We start from the raw sequence: 16063 nt of genomic DNA on the forward strand, positions 1-16063 counted from the left end.
GATGCAGGGCGTTACTCCCGCATCAGTTTTTCAAGGTAATGGATGGTGAAGTCTACCTGTTTAAAGCCACCATCGCGTACCAATCTGCTGTGCAGGGGTTGGTTGGTCTTGATGCCCTCGACCACCAGCTCGTCCAGCGCGTTCTTCATGCGCCGGCGGGCAATCTCCCGGTCATCGCCCCAGGTAATCAGCTTGGCCACCAGGGAGTCGTAGTAGGGGGGGACCGTGTAGCCGCTGTACAGGTGCGAGTCCACACGCACGCCGTTGCCGCCCGGAGCATGAAAATGCTTGACCTTGCCCGGGCTCGGCACGAAGGTCTTGGGATCTTCGGCGTTGATCCGGCACTCGATGGCATGGCCGGAAATGCGAATGTCGTCCTGGCTGTACTGCAGTGGCAGGCCGCTGGCAATGCGCAGCTGCTCGCGCACGATGTCCACCCCGGTCACCATTTCCGACACCGGGTGCTCGACCTGGACCCGGGTGTTCATTTCAATGAAATAGAACTCGCCGTCCTGGTACAGGAACTCGAAGGTGCCGGCGCCCACGTAGCCGATTTCCTTGCAGGCATCGACGCAGGCCTGGAGCGTGCGCGCCCGGGATTCCGGGTTGACGTTCGGGGCCGGGGCCTCCTCGATCACCTTCTGGTTCCGGCGCTGCATGGAGCAGTCCCGGTCGCCCAGGTGGATGCAGTTGCCGTGCATGTCCGCCAGCACCTGCACTTCCACGTGCCGCGGCCGTTCCAGGAACTTCTCCAGGTACACGGTCGGGTCACCGAAGGCGTTGCGGGCTTCGCTCTGGGTGATCTGCACCGCCTTCAGCAGCGCGGCCTCCGAGTGCACCACCTGCATGCCCCGACCACCGCCGCCGGACGCGGCCTTGATCATGACCGGATAACCGATCTCCCGGGCGATGCGCAGGGTGCGATCCTCGTCATCGGTCAGCGGGCCATCGGAGCCGGGTACCGTCGGAACCCCGGCCTTGATCATGGCGTTGATGGCAGACACCTTGTTGCCCATCAGGCGGATGGTTTCCGCGCGCGGCCCGATGAAATGGAACCCGCTCTTCTCCACCTGCTCGGCGAAGTCGGCGTTTTCCGCCAGGAAGCCGTAGCCCGGGTGTATGCCCACCGAATCGGTAACCTCGGCGGCGCTGATGATCGTGGGGATGTTCAGGTAGCTTTCCAGTGCACTGTTGGGCCCGATGCAGACGGATTCGTCCGCCAGGCGCACGTGCATGAGGTCGCGGTCGACCTTGGAATGGACCGCCACGGTCTTGATGCCCAGCTCTTTGCAGGCGCGCAAGATCCGGAGGGCAATTTCACCCCGGTTTGCGATCAGAACTTTCTCTAACATGGCCATGGGTAGCAATCACCGTGTTCAGGAAATGACGATCAGGGGCTGATCAAACTCCACCGGCTGGCCGTTCTCGACCAGGATTTCTGTGACGGTGCCGCTCTTGTCGGCCTCAATCTGGTTCATCATCTTCATCGCTTCCACGATGCAGATCACGTCACCGGCTTTCACGGACTGGCCAACTTCCACGAATGACTTCGCGGTGGGCGACGGGGCACGGTAGAAGGTGCCGACCATGGGGGATTTCACGGAGTGACCGCTGGGCGCTGCCGGTGCGGCCGGGGCTGCGCTGTCGGCGGCGGGGGCCGGCGCGGATTCCTGGGCCGGTGCCGCCTGGGGTGCGGGCGCCGGATAGTGACTCACGTACTGGGTGCCGGCGGCCTGCTCGCGGCGGCGGGAGATGCGAACGGAATCGTCGCCCTCATGAATCTCCAGCTCCTCGACATCGGATTCCTCGAGCAGCTCGATCAGTTTTTTGACTTTGCGAATATCCATAATTAATCCAGTCCCGTTGTGTCTGATCTATCGTTGAATGCGTTGCAGGGCGGCCTGAAGCGCAAGATCGTACCCCTGGCTGCCCAGCCCACAGATAACGCCCTCGGCGATATCGGAAAAATACGAGTGATGGCGGAAGGGTTCCCGCGCATGCACGTTGGAGAGATGCACTTCGATAAAGGGAATGCCCGAGGCCAGCACGGCATCCCGCAGGGCGATGCTGGTGTGGGTGAAGGCCGCCGGATTGATGATGAGGTAGTCGACGCCTTCCGCCCTGGCTTCGTGAACCCGTTCGATCAGCTCGTACTCGGCATTGGACTGCAGGTGCATCAGGTGATGACCCTGGGCGGCCGCCGCCTGTTTCAGCCGGTCGTCGATGTCGTTCAATGTCTCGTAGCCGTAGACGTCCGGCTCGCGGGTGCCCAGCATGTTCAGGTTCGGGCCATGGAGCACCAGAATTGTCGACATGGTTCAATCTGCCTTACGGTGTTTTTAAACAGGATCGCCGAAAATAACGGCACGTTACCCCAATGGTGCGTGCTTGTTTTGCTCAGATCAACACTTTTTGACAATCCTGCCTGTTGGCAATTGGTCGTAAAAAGTCGGCTTCTGCATCGAAGTGGAATCTTTCTTCCAACCTGAATCATTGTGGTAAAGGCAGCGGAATTCCGCCATACGACGTTGGTTTCATAACGCCGGGCGGCGGCGGGCGGACCTCAGGTCCGCCCGGAGCGGGCAGGGATCAGTCGTTGGCCAGGGTGACGCAGTTGCGGCCTTCGGCCTTGGAGGTGTAGAGCGCGCGGTCGGCGCGTTCGCACAGGGACTGGGAGCTTTCATCGCTCCAGCTGGCCACGCCGCAGCTGAAGGTGACCTTGAACTCCTGGTCACCGGCCGGCTGCTGCAACTCCGAGAAGCGCTCGCGGATCTCGTTCAGCACGTTGCGGGCGTCGCTGGGCCGGGTGTCCGGCAGGATGATCGCGAACTCCTCACCGCCGTACCGGCCGATGTGGTCGGTCTTGCGCAACCGCTGCTTGAGGAACATCGACAGGCTGCGCAGCACACGGTCGCCGATGGGGTGGCCGAAGGTGTCGTTGACCTTCTTGAAGTAGTCGATGTCGATCATCGCGAAACACAGGGACTGCCCCTTCTGCCGCGCCCGCACGATCTCCTGGTCCAGCAGGTGCAGGGTGTGGGTATGGTTGAACAGGCCGGTCAGGCTGTCGCGGATCATCAGCGCCAGCAGCGACCGGGCCCGTCGTCCCCGGTTGTGGATGGTGGCAATCAGGTGCTTGGGGTCGATGGGTTTGGTCAGGAAGTCGTCGCCGCCCAGGCTCATGGCGTGCAGTTGTTTGGTGACGTCTTCCTCCGCCGACAAGTAGATGATGGGCACGCTGTGGAAGCGGTCCTGCTGGCGGATGACCCGGGCAATCTCCATGCCGGTGCAACCGGGCATGTACATGTCGAGGATGATGATCTCCGGCGAGAACTCTTCCAGGGCGTGAATGATCTGCATCGGGTCGGTGATGATGTGGGCGGTCATGCCGGCCTTGCGCAGCACCGTTTCCATGTACTTGGCCTGGGCCCGGGAGTCGTCCAGCACCAGCACCTTGTAGGGCTCGACCGTGTTGCCGTGGGTGTAGGTCTCGATCTTCTCGATCAACTGGCCCGGGTCCACCGCCGGGTAGAAGAACTCCTCGCCGCCGCAGCGGGAGGCCCGCAGCCGGGTTTCGATCGAGCCGTCCTCGTCGCTCATGAAGATGATCGGGATCGGGGTGTCGTGCCGCTCCTGCAATTGCTCGATAGTGGCCAGGCCGCCGTTGGTGCTGCCGCCGAAGTTGACATCCATCAGGATGGTCTCGGGTTTGTGCAGGGCGCAGGCTTCAATCAGCTCGTCCCCGGTGGCGAAGGCCGACGCCCGAAACCCAAAGAATTCCAGTTGCCGGATCAGGCGGCTGGCCATTTCCTCATTGCCCAGGGCGATGTACACCGGGGTGCGCCGGAACTGGTGCGGGGCCTCGGCGTTCTGGTGGTCGGTGCGGCGCAGGGTGCTGCGGGACAGGGTATCGATGGCGTCCTGAAGCTGCCGTTCGAGTTCGTCACCCAAGTTGGTGTTGGCCGGCCAGTGCTCCAGCAGCGCCAGTATCCGTTTGCCGGCGTCGGCGTGAGCCGCCATCTCGAAGCGCAGGGCGTAGCGCACCAGTTTGTCCGCGGCCGCGGCAAATTCGTTGCGGAGGGCGCCGGACAGGGCCTTGTCTTCGTGAATGTTCTGCCAGGTGTCCAGAACCACCCGGGCCTGGGTGGTCACGCGTCGTGCGAAATGCTGCCTGAGTTTTTCTTTCTGGCTTTCGTCGTTCATAACTCTGGCCTGTCTCTTCTCGTTATTTGGGCGGCGGTTCAGGTCTGGGCTGTTTTTCCAACTTAGTTCCTTTGCAGAGTCTATAGTGTTTAATGTTGTCGGCGTAGGTTGCTTCATGTAAATGTTTGTCAACTCTGCGGTCCAGGTCACAATCCACCGGTCGGCTGGAGAGCCGCCTCCTGGCGCGCGCTCTTCGGGCAGGGAGATCCAAGGTGATTGATCGCACGCAGGCCGGCGTTGCCACTCTGCGCACCCTTCTGCTGTTGTTCACCGGCACCCTGCTGGTGGCGGTCCTGGTGGTCAGCTTCGTCACCAGCTATGGCTATTTCCGTACCTATGTCTCCGAGCAACTGGCCGGCCACGCCCACGATGGCGCCACCGCCGTTGGCCTGTCCCTGTCCAACGCCATTGATGCCCGCGACCCGGTGGCCGCCGCGTCCCTGATCGACGCGGTGTTCGACAGCGGCCGCTACCTGTCGGTCCGCTACCTCAACCACGACGGCGAGGAAGTGGCGGGCCGGACCATGACCCTGGCCGACAGCCGGGTGCCGTCCTGGTTCCGGTCCGTCGCGGACCTCAAGCTGCCCGTGGCCGAGGCGGAAGTGGTGCGCGGCTGGAGCCGCCTGGGCAAGGTTCAGGTCGTCAGCAATCCCGGTCGGGCCTACACCGACCTGTGGCGCATCACCGTCGGCCTGATCGCGAGCACCGCGATCATCGGTGGTCTGGGTTTGTTTGCGCTGTTTCTGCTGCTCAAGCGAACCCTGCGCCCACTGCGCGCCCTGGAGCGGCAGGCCAAGGCGCTGGGCCAGAGAAACTTCCGCCAGCGGGTGACGGTGCAGTCGACCCGGGAGGTCAATCAGGTGACCGCCGCCATCAACCAGATGGCGGATGACCTGGGCCAGCTGTTCGAGGGCCAGGCCAAACTGATCCAGCATCTGAGGCGAATGAATAATGAGGACCCGGTAACCGGGCTGGCCAGTCGCAGCGCCTTCGATCAGCGCCTTAAGGTGGAGGTGGAATCCGAAGAGAAGGCCGCGCCCGGTGTGCTCATCTTCGTCAAGCTGGCCGGCTTCGCCGGATACAATCAGGCTTACGGCCGGGTCGAGGCCGACCGGGTGCTGCTGCGCGCGGCCGAGGTGATCAACAACTTTGTCGCCTCCCACGTGGGCTCTTTCGCCGGGCGTCGGACCGGCGCCGAGTTTTCCGTGTTCGTGCCTGGTGCCATGCCGGCCGATGCCGACATCTGGTGTCGGGACCTGGTGGCGGAGCTGGACGGCATCTACGCCGATCTGGCCGCGCCGCTGGACACCGCGGTGCATGCTGGCCTGGCCCGAACCGCCGAGGGCCTGTCGGTGCGGGAGGTGCTGGCGGCCGCGGACGAGGCCCTGCGCCTGGCCCAGGAGCAGGAGGAGTCCGGCTGCCACCTGGCCGAGCCGGATCGGGAAGGCCACCACAACCTGGAGACCTGGCGGGTGATCATCGCCCAGGCCATTCGCGAGCAGAAACTGTCGTTGTGGTTGCAGCCGATGGTCTGCGAGGCCCAGAGCCAGCCGGTGTACCACCAGGTGTTTTCCCGCATCGAGGGACCGGAAGGGCCGCTCAAGGCCGGGGCCTTCATTCACATGGCCGAACGCTTCGGGCTGATATCGGACATCGACCAGCTGCAGTTGCAGCGGGTGTTGGCGCGCCTGAGCGAACGCCCGGACGAGCCGCTGGCGGTGTCGGTGGGCAGTGCCTCGGTGGCCAGTGAACGCTTTCGTCAGGAGTTGCTGAGCCGGCTTGAGGCCGCCGGTCCGGTCGTCGGCCAGCTCTGGATCGGGATCTCCGAACACACCATTCACCACCACCGCACCGCCGTCGGCCTGCTGGTACGCGCCCTGGTGCGGCTCGGAGTGCCGGTGCTGGTGGACCGCTTCGGTGTGGGCGGGGTGCCGTTCAGCTACCTCAGGAATCTGAGCGTCCAGGCATTGCGTATTGATAACTCCTTCATTCACGATATAGACACCCACGAGGACAACCGCTTCTACCTCGAATCCGTGGTGTCCATCGCCCACAGCCGCGGCGTGAAGGTATTCGCTACCGGTGTGGAAACCGCGGCCGAATACTCGGTACTGTGCAAACTGGGTATTGATGGGGCCATGGGTTACCATCTTGGCCGACCATTTGCTGCGGACCATCAACAGACAGGGGAATGACAGTCTATGCCAGGCAAACTCAGACAGTATTTCAGGGACAAGAAAGACGACGTGCAGGATTACGCCGGCGGCAGTGGCGCCGTGGGCAAGTTCATCCTGCTGGTGCTGGTTGTCTACCTGCTGGTCACGGTGGTGCTCGGCATGTACTGGAGCAGCGAGCCCGAGTCCTTCTCGGTACGGGAGCACACCCGCTCGGTGGCCAACAGCATGGAACGGGAACCGATCACCGGGTTCGCCACCACCGCCACCATGATCCGCATTGCTGAGACACTGCTGGACAAGCCCGGCGGCTACATCTCCAACGACATCTTCCCGCCGGGCCTGTGGATGGACAACATGCCAAACTGGGAGTACGGCGTGCTGGTGCAGTTGCGGGACCTCAGCCGGGCGTTGCGCAAGGACATCAGCCGGTCCCAGTCCCAGTCCGCGGAGGACAAGGACCTCACCATCGCCGAGCCGCAGCTGCACTTCGACAGCGGCAGCTGGGCAATCCCATCCACCGAGGCGGAGTACCGCCGCGGTATCCGGGCGCTGAAGCGCTACCTCAACCGTCTGACCGATCCGCAGCAGGCCGACGCCCAGTTCTTCGCCCGGGCCGACAACCTCAGCAACTGGCTGGCGGACCTGGAAACCCGGCTCGGCAGCCTGTCCCGAACCCTGGGTGAAAGCGTGGGCAAGGCCTCGGTCTCGGATGCGGTCGCCAACGTCAACCAGGACAACCCGCTGGAAGAGGAAACCGGCGCGATCGACGTGAAAACCCCATGGACCCAGATTGACGACGTCTTCTACGAAGCCCGCGGCAGCTCCTGGGCCCTGCTGCACATCTTCCGGGCCATCGAGGTGGATTTCCGCAAGGTGCTGCAGGACAAGAACGCCATGGCGAGCGTGAAGCAGGTCATCATCGAGCTGGAAGGGGCTCAGGGCGCCATGTGGAGCCCAGTGGTGCTGAACGGCAGCGGCTTCGGCGTGCTGGCCAACCACTCGTTGACCATGGCGGCCTACCTGTCCCGGGCCAACGCCGCCATCAGCGACATGCGGGACCTGCTGTCCCGGGGCTGATGAGGTTATCCGAAGACGAAAAAAAAACCGGGCCAGTGCCCGGTTTTTTTATGCCTCGGAGACGGTCCGATCAGCCCTTGTAGGCCTTGATGGAGTCTTCGATGGCTTTCTTGGCAGCGGCGGCGTTGTCCCAGCCCTGCACCTTGACCCACTTGCCCGGCTCAAGGGTCTTATAGTTTTCGAAGAAGTGCTTGATCTGGTCGCGCAGCAGCTCAGGCAGGTCTTCGATGTCTTTCACGTTCTGGTAGGCGGTGGTCAGCTTGTCGTGCGGAACTGCAACCAGCTTGGCGTCGCCACCGGCTTCGTCTTCCATGTTCAGCACGCCAACCGGGCGGCAGCGGATCACGGAACCGGCCTGCACCGGGTACGGAGTGACCACCAACACGTCCAGCGGGTCGCCGTCGTCGGCCAGGGTGTGCGGAATGAAGCCGTAGTTGGCCGGGTAGAACATCGGGGTGGCCATGAAGCGGTCAACCAGCAGGGCGCCCATGTCCTTGTCCAGCTCGTACTTCACCGGGGAGCTGTTGGCCGGGATTTCGATGGCGACGTAGATGTCTTCCGGCGGGTTCTTGCCGGCAGGGATGTTGTCAAAAAGCATAATCGGTCCTTCCTGTACGTAAGGTACGTTTAACTGCGTTTAAAAAGTGCGCGCAATTATACGGAAGTCCCGACGAGTTCGAAACTAAACCTTAGTGCTTGCCCTTTGGCTTTGGTGGAAGCGCTGGTGGGGAAGACCTTCCCAAAACACGCCCACAAGTACGTCCCTGTAGGCTCGGGTCGGGCCGTCCATGGCCCGACACGGTTTTGGAAAGGTCTTCCCCACCAGCGCCCAGAGCTACAGGGGGAGGCCGGTAAACTGGCAACGCTGAGTGCCTGAATGCTCGAATGCGAGAAGGTCCGAGCTAGGTTTGGTGGGTCATTTCAGGGGCCGTGGCCAAAACTGTGCGCAGCCATGGATGGCGGAGCCCAAGCGTCACATGGACGTGCCGCCAGGAGCGTGTTTTGGCCACGGCCCCTGAAATGGCCCCTCCCGCATAGTAGACCTGTTCCGGGCTACAGGTTCAGCTGCTTGGCAATCAGTTCCTTCATGATTTCGGTAGAGCCGCCGCCTATGGACAGAATCTTGGCATCCCGATACAGGCGCTCCACCACCGATTCCCGCATGTAGCCCATGCCGCCGAACAGCTGCACCGCTTCACGGGTCACCTTCTCGCACACGTCCACCGAGAAGTTCTTGGCCATGGCCACTTCCTTGATCGGATTCTTGCCTGCCTGCATCAGGGCCGCGCAGCGGTAGGTGTACTCGCGGGCGACGTCGATCTGGGTCGCCATGTCCACCAGCTTGTGGCGGGTTACCTGGAAACCGGCCAGGTTGCGACCAAAGGCCGTGCGCTGTCGGGTGTACTCCAGGGCCGCCTCGTAGGCCAGTTGTGCGGTCATGTAGGCCATGATCGACAGCATCAGGCGCTCGGCCAGGAAGTTGCTCATGATCACCACGAAGCCTGCGTTCTCGGCGCCGATCAGCCGGTCGGCGGGCACCCGGCAGTCCTCGAAGAACAGCTCGGCGGTGTCGCTGGCCCACCAGCCCATCTTCCGGAGCTTCTTGCCGGTGGAAAAGCCGGGCATGTCCCGATCGATCAGCAGCAGGCTGATGCCGCCGTGGCCCTCACCGCCGGTGCGCACCGCCACCGTGTAGTGGTCGGCGCGCAGGCCGCTGGTGATGAAGGTCTTGCTGCCATTGACGATGTAGTGATCGCCGTCCCGTACCGCTCGGGTTTTCAGATTGGCGACGTCCGAGCCGCCGCCGGGTTCGGTAATGGCCAGGGCGGCGATTTTCTCGCCGCGCAGCACCGGTGGCACGATCCGTTCGCGCAGTTCCGGTGTGGCCCACTTGGCGACCGGTGGCAAGCCGATGTCGAGGGAGCCGAGGCTAGCGACCAGGCCGCCGGAGGTGGAGCGCATCAGTTCTTCGGAAATGGCCACCCGCAGGAAGATGTCACCTTCGCCCGTGCCCCCGAGTTCCTCGGGAAAGCCGATGCCCAGCAGGCCCGCCTCGCCGGCTTTGCGGTAGAGGTCGCGAGGGAATTCGCCCGCCTCTTCCCAGTCGTCGATATGGGGCAGTACATGAGTCTGGATGAACTTCTGCGCGCTCAGTCGCGCCTGTTCGTGAATGTCGTTGAAGTAATCGAACACGCCGGATCTCCCTGTGAGCGAAAATCATGGGGGCAGTGTTGCGCAATTGACGACCCCAAGCAAGCGCTTGGTTGATGTTTTTTCGGGCAAGAAAAAAGCCGGCACTGGGCCAGCTTTTCAGGGTGCTTGTCAGCGCGCGGTTCAGGCGCCGGGGCGGGGAATGCTCTGCACGCCATTGGCGGTGCCCAGCAGCAGAAGATCGGCCGGCCGGCGGGCGAACAGGCCATTGGTCACCACGCCGACGATGTTATTGAGCTTCTCTTCGATAGCAATGGGGCGGGAGATGTCGAGGTTGTGGACGTCGATGATGATGTTGCCGTTGTCGGTGACCACACCCTCCCGGTATACCGGGTCGCCGCCCAGCTTGACGATTTCCCGGCCGACATGGCTGCGGGCCATGGGGATGACTTCCACCGGCAGCGGGAAGGCGCCCAGGATGTCGACCTTCTTGGAGTCGTCGGCAATGCAGATAAAGGTGTTGGCCACGGCCGCCACGATCTTTTCCCGGGTCAGGGCAGCGCCGCCGCCCTTGATCAGTTCAAGGCGCTCGTTGGTCTCGTCGGCGCCGTCGATGTAGAACTCGAGGGAGCCGGCGCTGTTCAGGTCGTACACCGGAATGCCGTGACTTTTCAGGCGCTCGGCGGTGGCTTCGGAGCTGGCGACGGCGCCGTCGAACTCGGTCTTGAGCTCCGCCAGCATGTCGATGAAAAAGTTGGCGGTGCTGCCGGTGCCAACGCCGACAATGCTGTCGCTGTCGAGGCGGGGGGCGATGTAGTCAATCGCGGCCTTGGCCACGGCTTTCTTGAGTTCGTCCTGGGTCATGTTCAGCTCCGGGGGAAATCTTCATGAGTTTCGCGCCATTATAGCCTCTCAGGGTGGCGTGCTTATAGACGGCTGCCGTGCAAACTTTCTACACTGTCGGTTTTCCCCGATGACAACCCGAACGGAAGCATCATGCCGCAACGCTATATCAAGAAGATCCTCGATGCCCGCGTCTACGACGTGGCGATCGAAACACCCCTCACTGAAGCCCGCAGCCTGTCCAAGCGCTTTAGCAACAACATTCTGCTCAAGCGGGAAGATCTTCAGCCGGTGTTTTCCTTCAAGATTCGCGGCGCCTACAACCGGATTGCCCATTTGTCTGAGGAGCAGAAGGCCAAAGGGGTAATCTGCGCCTCTGCTGGCAACCACGCCCAGGGTGTGGCCCTGGCCGCCAAAAAGCTGGGAATCAAGGCGGTGATCGTGATGCCCCAGACCACGCCGGAGATCAAGGTACGCTCGGTGCGCGACCACGGTGCCCGGGTGGTGCTCAAGGGCGACGCCTTCGATGAGGCCGCAACCCACGCCCACGAGCTGATCGACAAGCACGGTTACACCTACATCCCGCCGTTCGATGACCCGGACGTGATCGCCGGCCAGGGCACCGTGGCCATGGAGATCATGTGGCAGTTCAGCCAGCCGATCCACGCCATCTTCATCTGCGTGGGGGGCGGTGGCCTGATCGCCGGCATGGCCGCCTACATCAAGTACCTGCGCCCGGAGGTCAAAGTCATCGGGGTGGAGCCGGAAGACTCCAACTGCCTGCAGGCGGCCATGAAAGCCGGCGAGCGGGTGGTGCTGGACGAGGTGGGCATCTTCGCCGACGGGGTGGCGGTCAAGCAGATCGGCGAGCACCCGTGGGAGATCTGCAAGGATTACGTGGACGAGGTCATCACCGTGTCCACGGACGAAATCTGCGCCGCCATCAAGGACGTGTTCGAGGACACCCGGTCGATCGCCGAACCAGCTGGGGCCTTGGGCGTGGCCGGCATCAAGAAGTACATCCAGCGCGAGCAGATCGAGAACGAGAACCTGATCGCGACCCTGAGTGGCGCCAACATGAACTTTGATCGTCTGCGCTACGTGTCCGAGCGCACCGAGATCGGTGAGCAGCGCGAGGCGATCCTGGCGGTCACCATCCCGGAGAAGCCGGGTGCCTTCAAAACCTTCATCAATGCCCTGCACAAGCGCAGCATCACCGAGTTCAACTACCGCTACGCCGATTCCGACGAGGCCACCATTTTCGTCGGCATCCAGGTGCAGTCCGGTGGCCACGGCCGGGAAGACCTGGTGCAGGATCTGCGCGAGGCCGGCTATGGCGTCATCGACCTGACCGAGAGCGACCTGGCCAAGCAGCACATCCGCCACATGGTCGGTGGTCACGCGCCGGCCATCACCAACGAGCGGGTGTACCAGTTCGAGTTCCCGGAACGCCCGGGCGCGCTGCTCAAGTTCCTGATGTCCCTGGGTACCCGCTGGAACATCTCCATGTTCCACTACCGCAACCATGGCGCCGCCTACAGCCGGGTACTGCTGGGTGCCGAGGTAAACGACGACGAAGTGAAAGACTTCGAGAAGATGCTCGACAAGGTCGGTTTCCGCTACGAGGACATGACCAACAACGAGGCCTACCAATTGTTCCTTGGGGCCGGCAACAACCGGTCAGAGTGACCAAGGCTGCGAGCCGGGCGGGAAGGGCGATCCAAAACTGTGCGGAGCCATGGATGGCGGAGCTCAAGCGTCACATGGACGTGCTTGAGCGGGTTTTGGATCGCCCTTCCCGTTCGGCGTCTGCTCCCAGCTCGGGAGTTGTCATAAGTTACCGAATAGTAACCTGTCAAAAATTGTAAAAATCGGAATGCGTGTTAGTCTTTCGTCTAATTCTCGAAAACAAGAATAGTTGACTGATTTCTCGCCAATTTAACCGCAGAACGTGAAGGAAGTAGAAGCGATGGGTGGCAAGCCTGACATTATCAGAGCCGTTGTGCTGGTCTTTGCCGTCGGCCTGGTGGTTACCGGGTTCACCTCCATTCAGGCGTCTGAGGACAAGCCGCGGGGCCAAGCCGCCGCGTCCGTCGGGGCCATTCAGGCCATTGAAGAACGTCTGAACCGGTAACACCGGCGATCGGTGACCACGCCGTGCAGGGGCACGTCCCAGGGTTCGGTGGGTAGCCGTGTCACTTTCTGAAAATCATGGGCCAGACCGATCAGCTTGGGCGCCAGCCCCGGCCGCAGCCGGCTGAATGCAAAGGTCCGGTCGTAAAATCCCCCGCCCATGCCCAGGCGTCCGCCGCTCTCGTCGAATCCCACCAGGGGAAACAGCACCGCATCCAGCGCCCAGGCCGGTCGTTTCAGGCCTTTGCTGAAGTCCGGCTCCGGTATGCCGAACCGATTGGCGGTGAGCTCGACGTCATCGGTGTAGGGGCTGAACACCAGTTTGCCCTCCAGTATCGGATGTAGCACCGGCAGGTAGAACTGGATGCCCTTGCGCCGGGCAATGTCCCGGTACAGCAGGGGGTCGATTTCGCCGTCGTTGGGCAGGTAGATGGCAATGTGCCGGGCCCGATGCAGATCCGGGTGGGTCAGCAGGTTCAGCGCCAGTTGCTCGGTGGCTTGCTGCTGCTGTTCGTAACTCAGGGAGCGCCGTTGCTGACGTAAACGCTTGCGCAGTTCGCTGCGGGAAAGGGTGTCGGTGTGAGTGTCGAACGGGCGGGGCGTTTGGAACTGGGTCAAGATAAAGCTTCCCGGGCTGCCGTTATCGGATGTGGCCCTTGAACCCAAAGTTCAAGGTCGGTGGCCGCTGTGACATATTAGGCTTTCCCCTAGCGGGGACGTGCTCACAATGCCCTGAAGTAGCCACCTGGGTAATGCGCATCGGCTCGAGGACGTATCCGAATATCCCGCACAGCCCAGGAAGTTGGACTCATTATACGGGTACCCGAGGGGCCAATTGCAACACCTGTTTCGGATACCCCCAACCTCCAGGGCCGGGAATCACTGGCCGGAATTCTCGCCCAGTGCGGTGTCCAGTTTGCTGCCCATGGCCTTCAGGATGGAGCTGGTGGCGTCTGACATGGTGTCGCGCTCCAGCAGCTCGTGCGTGATGTTCAGCGCCGCCATGACCGCGATCCGCTCGGCCCCGAAGACCTTGCCGCTGGCGCGGATCTCGCGCATCTTGCTGTCCAGGTGCCGGGCTGCGCGAATCAGGGCCTCGCGCTCCTCTTCCGGGCAGGCAACCAGAAAGTCCTTGTCGAGAATCTTCACCTCAACGGTGGTGGATTGCTGTGACATCAGTGGTGCTCCAGGGCCCGCAGTCGGCCAATCATGGCTTCGATCTTGTTTTTGGCAAGATCGTTCTTGTGCATCAGCTGGGCCCGCTCCCGGTTCCAGTCGTCCTGCAGGTCTCGCAGCGTCGCGTTGTCCCGCTCCAATTTCTGGCAGTGCTCGAGCAGCTTGTCCAGCTTGTCTGCCAAGGCCTGTACTTCGGACTGTTCCATGAGGTGCCCAACATCGGTTGTTGTGGTTGCAAGTAACTATAAGTGTGGACGCTAAGTCGGTCAATTTACAGGGTTGTCATTGCAATGCCAGCGTGATGCAGGTCACTGGTTGGCGGCCTCGCCGAAGCCCAGTCGACGGCTTTTGCGCCAGGTGTTGAAGGCCGGAATCAGGGCCACCACCATGGCCGCCAGCGGCACCGACGCCAGCAGCGCCCATTCCTGCGGGTTCAGCGGTCGCAGATTGACCTGCAGGCCGTAGTTGGCCAGCAGCCAGGGGCTGGCCAGTGTAATCCCGGCGGCCCCCAGTGCCAGCGCCAGGGCGCAGGCCACCAACGCCAGGAACAGGCATTCCAGCAGGTACAGCGAGCCGATCAGCACCGGCGAGGCGCCGGTGGCCCGGAGGATGGCCACTTCCTGGGCCCGTTGGGCCTGCAGTGTCAGCAGTACCGCCATCAGGCCGATCAGGCTGGTCACCACCACGAAGCCGGTGATGCCCAGCAGCGCCCGCTCGAACTGGCCCATCAGGCGCCAGAGTTCGCTCAGGGCCACGCCCGGCAGAATCGCCGACAGGGGCTCGTCGGCGAACTGGTTGATCTCCCGCTGCAGGCGGAAGGTCAGTACCTTGCGCTCGATGCCCACGAACGCCGCGGTAATGGCGTCCGGGGTGAAGTCCCGGCCCGCCGCGGTTTCCGGGGTCAGGGTACGGCCCGGAATGGCAACGCCCGATTGCCAGCCCACGTGCATGGCCTCCATGCCATCCAGGCCAATGTAGATGGCCTGGTCCACCGGCGTTCCGGTCGGCTCGAGAATGCCGGTGACGGTGAACGGGGTGTCGTCGTGGTTGGAGAAACTGGTGCGGCCGCCGCCGTGGGACAGCACGATCCGGTCGTCGAGCCGATGCCCAAGGGCATCGGCGACGCCGGCGCCCAGCACCACCTCGAACACGTCCTCGAACCAGCGGCCGTCGCGGAGCGCCAGGGCGCGGTCCTGGCCGTGGCGGAAGTGGGCCAGGAAGTTGTCATCGGTCGCCACCACCCGGTAGCCACGATAGCTGTCGCCCAGGGAAATGGGGATCAGCCAGTCCAGGCGCGAGTCCTGCTTCAGGCTCTGGTAGGTGGACCAGCGGATGTTGTTGGTGGCGTCGCCAATGTGGAACACGGTATACAGCAGCAGGTTCAACTGGCCGCTGCGGGCGCCGACGATCAGGTCGGTGCCGCTGATGGTGCTGGTGAACGAGTGCTTGATCTCGGTGCGCAGGTACTGGATGCCCAGCAGCAGGGACACACTCAGGGTCAGGGTCAGGCACACCAGGGTCAGCACCCTGCGGCGGTGCCAGAGGCCAGCGAGGGCAAGGGACAGGGCAAGGCGCAGTTTCATCCGTGGGACCCTCCCAGTTCCAGGTGGTGGTGAAAGTGGCTGGCCAGGGTGTGGTCGTGGCTGACGAACAGCACCGAGGTGGCGTGCCGGTCGGCCAGTTCCAGCAGCAGGTCGAGAAACCGGTCGCGGTTGTCGGTGTCCAGCGCCGAGGTGGGTTCGTCCGCTAGGATAATCCCGGGGGCGCCAATCAGGGCCCGGGCAGCGGCGACCCGCTGTTGCTGGCCGATGCTCAGTCGATTGACCTTGCGGTGCCAGTGATCTTCCGGGATGGCCAGGCTCGCCAGCAGGCGCTCGGCCTCGGGCCCGGCACCGGGCTCGGTCAGATCGCGGCGCCGGGCCGACAGGCGGCAGGGCAGGGTCGCGTTACCCCGGGCGGTCAGGTAGGGCACCAGATTGAAGTGCTGGAAAATCACGCCCAGGTGGTCGGCCCGGAACCGGTCCCGGGCGCGGGTCTTGAGTCGGTACAGGTCGGTGCCCTGCAGGTGGACGTGGCCCTCGGCGGGCTGCAGCATGCCGGCCAGCAGGCTCAGCAGGGTGCTCTTGCCGGTGCCGCTGGGACCATGGACAAACAGGTGCTCGCCCTGGGGCAGGGTGAAATCCGGAAAGTGCAGCGTCGGCTGGGCTTTTTGCCAGGCAAAGCCGAGCCCCCGAACCTCGATGGCCGGGGGTGGGGTGCCTGGCTGGTGGCTGGCTGGATCTGTCGTGTTGGTCATGTTGGTT

At 63.0% G+C, this 16063-nt stretch carries 16 protein-coding genes and 1 other RNA gene; 4 read left to right on the forward strand and 13 right to left on the reverse strand.

The genetic code is table 11. The features are described from left to right. Window positions 1–11: 11 nt before the first annotated feature. The 4 genes from accC to U5822_RS08345 form a co-directional block, all read right to left on the reverse strand. Window positions 12–1358 (reverse strand): acetyl-CoA carboxylase biotin carboxylase subunit, encoded by a 1347-nt coding sequence (accC, locus tag U5822_RS08330; RefSeq protein WP_322855165.1) that lies wholly within the window; start codon window positions 1356–1358, stop codon window positions 12–14. A gap of 18 nt (window positions 1359–1376) precedes the next feature. Next, window positions 1377–1847, reverse strand: a complete 471-nt coding sequence (accB, locus tag U5822_RS08335; protein ID WP_322855166.1) for an acetyl-CoA carboxylase biotin carboxyl carrier protein — start codon at window positions 1845–1847, stop codon at window positions 1377–1379. A gap of 27 nt (window positions 1848–1874) precedes the next feature. After that, entirely contained in the window at window positions 1875–2315 is a 441-nt protein-coding gene (gene aroQ / locus U5822_RS08340; protein WP_322855167.1) for a type II 3-dehydroquinate dehydratase, read from the reverse strand. 274 nt (window positions 2316–2589) lie between these two features. Then, window positions 2590–4203: a diguanylate cyclase gene (locus U5822_RS08345; RefSeq protein ID WP_322855168.1), complete on the reverse strand. Its 1614-nt coding sequence runs from the start codon at window positions 4201–4203 to the stop codon at window positions 2590–2592. 212 nt (window positions 4204–4415) lie between these two features. On the opposite strand from U5822_RS08345, the gene U5822_RS08350 reads away from it, so the two are divergent. Both U5822_RS08350 and U5822_RS08355 read left to right on the forward strand, forming a co-directional pair. Continuing rightward, on the forward strand, window positions 4416–6398 hold the full coding sequence (locus U5822_RS08350; protein WP_322855169.1) for a bifunctional diguanylate cyclase/phosphodiesterase: 1983 nt from the start codon (window positions 4416–4418) through the stop codon (window positions 6396–6398). 6 nt (window positions 6399–6404) lie between these two features. Then, window positions 6405–7457 (forward strand): DUF2333 family protein, encoded by a 1053-nt coding sequence (locus tag U5822_RS08355; protein WP_322855170.1) that lies wholly within the window; start codon window positions 6405–6407, stop codon window positions 7455–7457. A 70-nt stretch (window positions 7458–7527) separates the two neighbouring features. Here U5822_RS08355 and ppa read toward each other — a convergent pair whose 3' ends face one another. The 3 genes from ppa to rpiA form a co-directional block, all read right to left on the reverse strand. Beyond that, the gene (gene ppa / locus U5822_RS08360; protein ID WP_322855171.1) at window positions 7528–8055 is read right to left on the reverse strand and encodes an inorganic diphosphatase; all 528 of its coding nucleotides are present in this window, start codon (window positions 8053–8055) and stop codon (window positions 7528–7530) included. A gap of 455 nt (window positions 8056–8510) precedes the next feature. After that, the gene (locus tag U5822_RS08365; protein WP_425259398.1) at window positions 8511–9629 is read right to left on the reverse strand and encodes an acyl-CoA dehydrogenase family protein; all 1119 of its coding nucleotides are present in this window, start codon (window positions 9627–9629) and stop codon (window positions 8511–8513) included. A 162-nt stretch (window positions 9630–9791) separates the two neighbouring features. Continuing rightward, window positions 9792–10472: a ribose-5-phosphate isomerase RpiA gene (gene rpiA, locus U5822_RS08370; RefSeq protein ID WP_322855173.1), complete on the reverse strand. Its 681-nt coding sequence runs from the start codon at window positions 10470–10472 to the stop codon at window positions 9792–9794. A 132-nt stretch (window positions 10473–10604) separates the two neighbouring features. Between rpiA and ilvA the strand changes: the two genes are divergently transcribed. Further along, the gene (gene ilvA, locus U5822_RS08375; protein ID WP_322855174.1) at window positions 10605–12140 is read left to right on the forward strand and encodes a threonine ammonia-lyase, biosynthetic; all 1536 of its coding nucleotides are present in this window, start codon (window positions 10605–10607) and stop codon (window positions 12138–12140) included. A 280-nt stretch (window positions 12141–12420) separates the two neighbouring features. Beyond that, window positions 12421–12585, forward strand: coding sequence for a hypothetical protein (locus U5822_RS08380; protein WP_322855175.1), 165 nt, complete (start codon window positions 12421–12423; stop codon window positions 12583–12585). Here the strand turns inward: U5822_RS08380 and U5822_RS08385 are convergent. From U5822_RS08385 to U5822_RS08410, 6 genes are all read right to left on the reverse strand, one after another. Next, window positions 12555–13202, reverse strand: coding sequence for a 5-formyltetrahydrofolate cyclo-ligase (locus U5822_RS08385; RefSeq protein ID WP_322855176.1), 648 nt, complete (start codon window positions 13200–13202; stop codon window positions 12555–12557). The genes U5822_RS08380 and U5822_RS08385 overlap by 31 nt on opposite strands. Before the next feature lie 4 nt (window positions 13203–13206). Then, window positions 13207–13388: non-coding RNA, 6S RNA (gene ssrS, locus U5822_RS08390), on the reverse strand. Between the two features lie 75 nt (window positions 13389–13463). Beyond that, entirely contained in the window at window positions 13464–13760 is a 297-nt protein-coding gene (locus tag U5822_RS08395; RefSeq protein WP_322855177.1) for a cell division protein ZapA, read from the reverse strand. Beyond that, a complete protein-coding gene (locus U5822_RS08400; protein WP_322855178.1) occupies window positions 13760–13966 on the reverse strand; it encodes a TIGR02449 family protein in 207 nt (68 codons plus the stop codon). The genes U5822_RS08395 and U5822_RS08400 overlap by 1 nt, the downstream gene beginning before the upstream one ends. A 102-nt stretch (window positions 13967–14068) precedes the next feature. Next, window positions 14069–15343: an ABC transporter permease gene (locus U5822_RS08405; RefSeq protein ID WP_322855179.1), complete on the reverse strand. Its 1275-nt coding sequence runs from the start codon at window positions 15341–15343 to the stop codon at window positions 14069–14071. Continuing rightward, a complete protein-coding gene (locus U5822_RS08410; RefSeq protein ID WP_322855180.1) occupies window positions 15340–16056 on the reverse strand; it encodes an ABC transporter ATP-binding protein in 717 nt (238 codons plus the stop codon). Before U5822_RS08410 ends, U5822_RS08405 begins: the two co-directional genes overlap by 4 nt. Window positions 16057–16063: the final 7 nt, after the last annotated feature.

The organism is Marinobacter qingdaonensis (genome assembly GCF_034555935.1).
Classification (GTDB): Bacteria; Pseudomonadota; Gammaproteobacteria; order Pseudomonadales; family Oleiphilaceae; genus Marinobacter; species Marinobacter qingdaonensis.

Coding starts and splice junctions, on each gene's coding strand:
- aroQ (WP_322855167.1), bottom strand. CDS start 2,315: ATGTCGACAATTCTGGTGCTCCATGGCCCGAACCTGAACATGCTGGGC.
- U5822_RS08345 (WP_322855168.1), bottom strand. CDS start 4,203: ATGAACGACGAAAGCCAGAAAGAAAAACTCAGGCAGCATTTCGCACGA.
- ppa (WP_322855171.1), bottom strand. CDS start 8,055: ATGCTTTTTGACAACATCCCTGCCGGCAAGAACCCGCCGGAAGACATC.
- U5822_RS08380 (WP_322855175.1), top strand. CDS start 12,421: ATGGGTGGCAAGCCTGACATTATCAGAGCCGTTGTGCTGGTCTTTGCC.
- U5822_RS08395 (WP_322855177.1), bottom strand. CDS start 13,760: ATGTCACAGCAATCCACCACCGTTGAGGTGAAGATTCTCGACAAGGAC.
- U5822_RS08400 (WP_322855178.1), bottom strand. CDS start 13,966: ATGGAACAGTCCGAAGTACAGGCCTTGGCAGACAAGCTGGACAAGCTG.
- U5822_RS08410 (WP_322855180.1), bottom strand. CDS start 16,056: ATGACCAACACGACAGATCCAGCCAGCCACCAGCCAGGCACCCCACCC.
- accC (WP_322855165.1), bottom strand. CDS start 1,358: ATGGCCATGTTAGAGAAAGTTCTGATCGCAAACCGGGGTGAAATTGCC.
- U5822_RS08355 (WP_322855170.1), top strand. CDS start 6,405: ATGCCAGGCAAACTCAGACAGTATTTCAGGGACAAGAAAGACGACGTG.
- ilvA (WP_322855174.1), top strand. CDS start 10,605: ATGCCGCAACGCTATATCAAGAAGATCCTCGATGCCCGCGTCTACGAC.
- U5822_RS08405 (WP_322855179.1), bottom strand. CDS start 15,343: ATGAAACTGCGCCTTGCCCTGTCCCTTGCCCTCGCTGGCCTCTGGCAC.
- accB (WP_322855166.1), bottom strand. CDS start 1,847: ATGGATATTCGCAAAGTCAAAAAACTGATCGAGCTGCTCGAGGAATCC.
- rpiA (WP_322855173.1), bottom strand. CDS start 10,472: ATGACCCAGGACGAACTCAAGAAAGCCGTGGCCAAGGCCGCGATTGAC.